This is a genomic window from Ruegeria sp. Ofav3-42 (genome assembly GCF_022347725.1).
Classification (GTDB): domain Bacteria; phylum Pseudomonadota; class Alphaproteobacteria; order Rhodobacterales; family Rhodobacteraceae; genus Ruegeria.
In genome coordinates this window covers 1-6,610 of the sequence record NZ_JAKRGB010000040.1, presented here as the reverse complement: position 1 = coordinate 6,610, position 6,610 = coordinate 1, and the positions used below count along the sequence as shown (strand labels likewise).

7 protein-coding genes and 1 pseudogene are annotated in these 6,610 nt (G+C 54.2%); 1 reads left to right on the top strand and 7 read right to left on the bottom strand.

All coding sequences use genetic code 11. The features are described 5' to 3' along the window. Positions 1-284 precede the first annotated feature (284 nt). The 3 genes from MHN28_RS24530 to MHN28_RS24520 form a co-directional block, all read right to left on the bottom strand. Positions 285-920: a glutathione S-transferase gene (locus tag MHN28_RS24530; RefSeq protein WP_239345652.1), complete on the bottom strand. Its 636-nt coding sequence runs from the start codon at positions 918-920 to the stop codon at positions 285-287. A gap of 50 nt (positions 921-970) precedes the next feature. Then, complete coding sequence (locus tag MHN28_RS24525; RefSeq protein ID WP_239345650.1) at positions 971-1,762, bottom strand: TIGR01458 family HAD-type hydrolase; 792 nt, start codon at positions 1,760-1,762, stop codon at positions 971-973. A gap of 435 nt (positions 1,763-2,197) precedes the next feature. After that, positions 2,198-2,608, bottom strand: a complete 411-nt coding sequence (locus MHN28_RS24520) for a putative quinol monooxygenase (RefSeq protein ID WP_239345648.1) — start codon at positions 2,606-2,608, stop codon at positions 2,198-2,200. A 138-nt stretch (positions 2,609-2,746) separates the two neighbouring features. Between MHN28_RS24520 and MHN28_RS24515 the strand changes: the two genes are divergently transcribed. Further along, complete coding sequence (locus MHN28_RS24515) at positions 2,747-3,301, top strand: TetR/AcrR family transcriptional regulator (RefSeq protein ID WP_255733668.1); 555 nt, start codon at positions 2,747-2,749, stop codon at positions 3,299-3,301. Positions 3,302-3,648: 347 nt separating this feature from the next. Here the strand turns inward: MHN28_RS24515 and MHN28_RS24510 are convergent, their stop codons facing one another. The 4 genes and pseudogenes from MHN28_RS24510 to MHN28_RS24495 form a co-directional block, all read right to left on the bottom strand. After that, positions 3,649-4,602, bottom strand: a complete 954-nt coding sequence (locus MHN28_RS24510; RefSeq protein WP_239345644.1) for a polysaccharide deacetylase family protein — start codon at positions 4,600-4,602, stop codon at positions 3,649-3,651. 23 nt (positions 4,603-4,625) lie between these two features. Next, the gene (locus tag MHN28_RS24505) at positions 4,626-5,906 is read right to left on the bottom strand and encodes a TRAP transporter large permease (RefSeq protein ID WP_239345642.1); all 1,281 of its coding nucleotides are present in this window, start codon (positions 5,904-5,906) and stop codon (positions 4,626-4,628) included. A gap of 10 nt (positions 5,907-5,916) precedes the next feature. Further along, positions 5,917-6,426 carry a TRAP transporter small permease gene (locus MHN28_RS24500; protein ID WP_239345640.1) on the bottom strand — a complete coding sequence of 170 codons (510 nt, stop codon included), beginning with the start codon at positions 6,424-6,426 and terminating at the stop codon, positions 5,917-5,919. 3 nt (positions 6,427-6,429) lie between these two features. Then, positions 6,430-6,610, bottom strand: a pseudogene (locus tag MHN28_RS24495) (hypothetical protein); the annotation flags it as partial.

The following is a 6,610-nucleotide window of genomic DNA, read 5'->3' as shown; positions in this document are numbered from 1 at the left end:
AACGGCTCTGATGCCCGCGCTGGTTGCCATCCACCTTGGATCGGTCCTGACATTTTTCTTGCTCATGCCCTATACCAAGATGGCACATGGGTTCTATCGGCTTGCTGCTCTCATCAGGGATGCGCAACGGAAAAGAGATGTGTCCGTGGTCCGTTAACAGCCCGTCACGCCTGTTTGAACAGAAAGAACAGGCAATAGGATCAAATATGATTTTGAAGAACTCTGCGTTGCGGCACTTCGGGTGGCGGTCAACGTCCGGAATGGGCCGATCCGCTATGTTGAGCCTATCCGCTGAACCACAGCGGCGCGTCGTCTTCTGCCCACGGCGAGTACTTGTTCATTACATGCTTGAAGGCTTCGCTTTCCAGAAAACGATCCAGCCATGCAATCAAATTTGGCCATTCCTGCGCATCAAACCATTCCCTGTCTATGTGGGCAAACTGGCGGACAAAGGGCAAAAGTGCCAGATCGGCAAGTGTTGGGCGATCTCCAAACAACCAAGACCGCCCATTCAACTGTCTGTCGAGGTTGACCAAGTAGCTTGTAGCTTTCCTGCGCTCTGTCAGTTGGTCGATTTCCGGATAGCGCGTGGCATACTTTGTGTGATCCAATGCAGCCTTGAATGGACCATCATTTTCCGCGATCTGGCCCCACCCTTCCTTAGGCATGTCCAAAAGCCGCTGCGGATCATTTTGTTCCAGCGCCCAAACCATGATATCCAGGCTTTCGTCAATAACCTGATCTGACAGGCGAAGCGCTGGCACCGTGCCGGATGCAGATGTTTGCAAGAAGGCTTGTGGTTTTTCCCTTAGACGAATTTCACGCAACTCGACTTTGACACCCGAACTCGCCAAGGCGAGGCGGGCCCTCATAGCGTACGGGCAGCGGCGGAACGTCCATAAGATTGGGTGATGAGCCATACGAGGACTTACCTGCAATCCTCTGGCGCGGTCAAACCCTTCCTCGACTGTCACGTTGGAGGTTCTGCCTTAAGGCTGACAGAACTGGTCAGGTAGGCCACCGCTTCGCAAATATCATCCACCGTAGCTGTCGGTTCGGGGGCAAACCGGGTTTCGTCGCCTTCCCGGAACTTTCCGGTGCGCACCAGATACGCCTCTGCCGCACCCGCAGCCAAGGCACCGGCAATATCGCTTTCAGCATCATCGCCGATCATAGCCGACTGTGCTGGAGAGGCTCTGGTGCTGGCAATGGCAGCTCTAAAAAACTCGGAATCCGGCTTGCCGAACAGCCGGGCCCGGGCGCCGGTAGCGTGTTCCAGCGCTTTGACGAAGCAGCCGGCATCAAGGCTCAGTTGCCCATCCTTATCCATGAAAACCCGGTTTTTCGCGAGAGCAATCAAAGGCGCGCCCTTTTGCAACAATCGGTATGCCCGATTCATGCTTTCATAGGAAAATTCTTCGGCAGCATCGCCAACAATGACGGCGAGCGGTCCACTACGATCACAGCCGGAAAACTCTTCCTCAAGCTCAGGGTGGACGAGCAAATGCGGGCTATGCCCCGTGCGCACCAACCAGTCAAGAACAGCGGCAACGGGTGTAAATACCTCCTCAGGCCGAATAGCGAACCCTAGATTGTGCAGCTTGGCCATGATACGGTGCTTTGGCTGGCGGGTGCTGTTGGTAAGGCACCTCACTTGCCGTCCGCTGGAACGCAACCGGGCAAGTGCCTCCACGGCCCCGGGGACTACTTCGGCCCCCTGATAGAGAACTCCAGAGACATCAACCAGAACTGTTTGGATCATTCTCAAACTGTGCCCGAGCCTTCGTGAGGCGTCAACTTTGGCACCCGCCACACTGCCCAGAACCGGTGGCATCCGGACCGGCATTCCGTTCGCAGATTTGTAGCAACTGTCGGTCTTGCCTGGAAACTGATGTTCGGTAAGAAAAAGCCTATCGTTCCGTTCTGATAGTCCGCCGCTGCTCTTTGATAGAATGCGTGAACGTGCCCGCCGCGGAGGATATCAGGATGAGTAAATGCTGCTCTGAGCACGAATAGCTGCTTTGGGGAAGTAGCAGCGCGGCGTCGGCACCTAAATTGAATGGCTTGTGTGGGCCGTCCTCAGCATCGGCCGGGTGAGAATTTGAGGGCTGATATTTTGTCGCCGCAAGCCGGCTCAGGGCCGGGTTGCGGATAGTTGTGTGTCGAACGATCACCGGAGCCTCGCTTACCCCAAACCTTAATTTGGAAACGGAAGTTCCCGGGCCACTTCATAGACTTTGGCATCCATGCCTTTGGCCGCCAGCCCACTTAGTGCCGCCTGAAACTCTGCCATATGCCGGGTCTTGAAATGCGGGACCAGCGCATCCATCGACTCCCACATCTCATAGATTCGCAGGATCCGAGGGTTTGTTGCGTCAAAGGATGACTTGTAGGCGATACATCCTTCTTCCATCGCCGTCGCTTCATCCATTGCCTTGATCGCATCCCGCTTTTCGTGAATTCCATCGTTTTCAAACTCGACTTCGACTGTCACGATGATCATGTGGTTCCCTTTTGTATCAATGCTGTCTGCCATTGCTCTGCGCGTTCCCGTTAATTCGAGCAGAACCATTGCCCCAAGTCCGCCGAGCGTCGTTCGTCTTCTCATGTTTTGACCTCCCTGCACATTTCGACTTGTTCGATTGTGACTTTTTAACTTGACCCGAAACCCCGCAAACCTCACGACGACATTTGGTGTAGGTTTGTCGTTTATTGACAAAACTTCGATGAATGTCAATATGTCGCCATGCAAGACCTTCAAACGAAAATTCTCGAAGCCGCCGTGCGTGTCTTCATGCGCTACGGAGTAGGAAGAACCAGGATGGGCGACATCGCAGCGGAGGCTGGGATTGTTCGCCAAACCATATATTCGTTTTTCAAGAACAAGGACGAAGTTCTGTGCGCTGCAATTCAACACTACTCAGATCAGTCTTTGGCAAAAATCCATAAAGACTGGGAACGCAGCAGCGATTTGGGCGACAAGCTTGATGCGTTTTTCGAACATGCAATCCTATCTTCTTTTGCCATCGTCTCCGCGACGCCCGACGCAAGGGATATGATTGGAGGTTTCAACGCGGCAGGAAAGGCCGCAACCGAACGCGCGCAATCCGATAAGATCGGCGCTTGGAAAAAAACTCTGGCGGATCATTCAAATTCCTCAATCACGAACATCTCAACTGATCGGTTGGCAGAGTGTATCGTGCTGTCGTCGCTCGGCCTCAGGGATCGAGCTGAGGATGTAGAGCAACTGCGTGATCTTCTCGAAATCCAAAAGCTCGGAATAGTGTCGATGCTAAAGTGAAACGCGGGCCGAGTGCAAAAACTCAACGTCTTTTTCGTTCGCAATCCCCGAGTTCGATTGATCTTAGATTTCGCTGAAATCGCAAAACCCATTGGTATGCGAACTCACAAAAAAGGGGCAAAACGGTAGTTCGCTATTCGCTTTCCTCGCTGGGTTTTGATCTTCAAGAGGTGAAGGAAATCATGATCTGACATTTAACTTGATAGCGTCGAAAATCATTCACCCTTCCATCAAGGGGTCGTCAATTCTCAATATTTGCAACAGAGCCGCCGGTGAATGCGATCCACCAAATAAACAGGAGTGGGCCCCGCGTGAAAATTTGGGTTCGAGCCAAATTGACGAATTCATCAAGCTTTGGGCCTCGCGTCTTTGTCAAACATCACGCGACCTCCATTTGGGTTGAACTGATATGGTTTGGTTGGGCTCGAAAGAACCTCGCTGCAGATGTCGTCCATCGTGCTTCCAACCCAATTGATATCGCGTTCAGAACAGACATCGCAAATTGCCGTGAGAGTTTTCACGAAGTTGCGGGTAATTTCCGATTTCGCGTCAGAAAAATCGAAGTCATTGTGTGTGACCAAATTGATGCAGGCTACGTCCGGATCGCGGGCCATAGTTTGATCGATGCAGCGAGTTACCAACTCGCGATGATTCACATCCATAAAATCCGGCCGCAAGTCCCGCAAAAAACGGAGCCCGTTTTTCTCGACCACAATTGAAGTGTCCACCGACATCGGCATGTTGACCACATCCAGATCGCCTTCAAGCATCCGGAAATGGCTATGGCCGCGATGCGGGTCCAAAGGCGCCCCTGCCCAGACAGCGTGCTTTTGGGGAAACACACGACCAGGCAGGGACACAGCCGCCCCGGCAAATCCGAGCGAGGAGAGAACTCGGAAAATACTGTCATTGGCTGACATGGTTCCGGGGCGGAAATGCCGGGGGCGCTGACCAAAGGCCGTCATCCACATGCCTGTGGCCTCGGACAACATCTGGCGGGCCTGATCTTCGGTCAGGCCCCCAAACTCGCATTGATAACGCCTGTCGAACCGCCAGGCATGGATGTGGAGGCCAAGGCAATGCCCCTGGCTCTCCAATTTCTTATAAAGATCAGCCTGCCGTACGGCGACTTCGGGATGAATGAAGTAAGTGACCGGCATAGCGAAAGACTTCGCGATTTCTCCGTAAGCCTGCGCCCAGGCCCCGCCCTTTTCGTGGTCGGGCGGGCCGCTGGCCGAAGGATGTGAATCGCAGGTCGGAACTTCGATATCGATGGTTACGACAACGTGGAGTTTTTTCATTGGATTGTCCTTGGTCGCGGCCATCATTCCGGCCCCATGATCATGTTCGGCAGCCAGAGCGAGAACCCGGGCACGAAGGTCACCATCAGCAGCACAATGAACAGAGGAACCAGTACCGGCAGCACTGCTACGGCCACCTTTTCGAAGGGCACGCCGCTGACTCGCGAGATGATATAAAGGCCCATGCCCATCGGCGGAGTCGCGATACCCAGCAACAGGTTCAGAGTCAGGATGATACCAAAATGCACCCGGTCGACCCCGAACTGATCCACTACGGGCAAAAGGATCGGAACCAGGATCAGCTTGGCAGGAACACCTTCGACCAGACAGCCGACGACCAGCAGCAGAATGGTGATGATCACCAGGAACATGAACTTGCTGTCGGCATAGTTCAGGAAGGTCTCGGCCAGCACCTGCGGCATCTGCTCAATTGCCAGCAGCCAGCCCATCACGTGGCTGAACCCGATGATCAGCATGATGGTGACGGTGATCGCGACCGAGTCGATGATCGCGTTCCAGAACTTCTTCCACGTCAGTTCGCGGTAAGCGAGACCCAAAAGCAGGGTGTAGACACAGGCCAAAACGCCTGCTTCGGTTGCAGTTGCGAAGCCATAGACCATCGAGCCGATGATGATTGCGGGGGCAATCAGGGCAGCGAGGCCGTCCTTGGAACTGCGTACCAACTCTGGTAGTGGTTTGCGTTCTTCACGCGGGAAGTCGTGCTTTTTTGCGACCACAAAATTGTAGATCATCAGCGAAATGCCGATCATCACACCAGGTACGAGACCCGCTAGGAAGAGCCGCGCAATCGAAGTGCCAGATAGGAAAGAATAGATGATCAGGCTGATGGAGGGCGGGATAAGCGGCCCGATTGTCGCTGAGGCGACCGAAAGGGCTGCTGCGAATTCGGCCGAATAGCCGCGTTCACGCATGGCCTTGACCTGGATCATGCCAAGGCCCGCTACGTCTGCCAGAGCTGCGCCTGAAATACCGGCAAAAATCATCGAGGCCAGTACGTTCACATGCGCCAAACCCGCGCGGAAATGCCCGACCAATGCGGAGGCAAAATTGAAAATCCGGTCGGTCAGCCCGCCGACATTCATCAGGTTCCCGGCCAGGATATAGAACGGAATTGCCAGCAGCGTGGGGCTTTGCAATCCATCCAAAATCTGGTTGGGGATGATGTAAAGCGTGTCAAACCCCAGATAAAGAAAAGCAAAAGTACAGGCGATGCCGATGGCGATTTCGATCGGGATCCGCATCAGCGATCCGATCACAAAGCTTGCAAATAGTATTAGTGACATGATTGCGGCCTCAGAAATGCGCGCTGTGGCTGACTTCGGGATCGCCAAGGACGGCCTTGATCAGTTCAGCGAGAGAGTTGAGAAACACCAGCCCAGCCGAGACATACATCGGGATTGCGATGGCATATCGTGGCAATCCAACGATATCGATTTCGCCTGATTGGGAGCCGAACAGCGTCGGTGCGTAGTAGAGGATCAGACCTGTCATCGACAGAATGCCGACCTGCGAGATGATCCGGGTGACCGCCATGCCAACTGGACCACAAAGCCGGGCGACAAAGTCAATCTCCATATAGCGCTTTTGCCGGTAGACCACGAAGAAGCCGATCATAACCATCCAGACGAATAGCACTTCGGCCCATGGCCAAACCCAGACGATGCCCTTGTCCCAAATCCCACGCCGCACGATGTTGGCAGAGATGATCGCCAGAATGGTGATCATCATGCCCCCGGCCAGCACCACGAAAACGGTTTCGATCGCCCCGAGGAGGCGATCGAATTTACGAAACAGCGTAACCATCGGTCACTGCGCCCGGGTCGCTTCAACAGCTTCCAGAAACTCGGGCGGAAGGTTCCCGGCCTCGGTCTCACTTTGGAAATACGCTGTCATCACGTCGATGAAGGGCTGACGGTCGACTTCGGCGAATGTCACACCGTTGTCCGCCATGATCTTCATGCCTTCCTCGGCCTTGGCGAGGTTGATG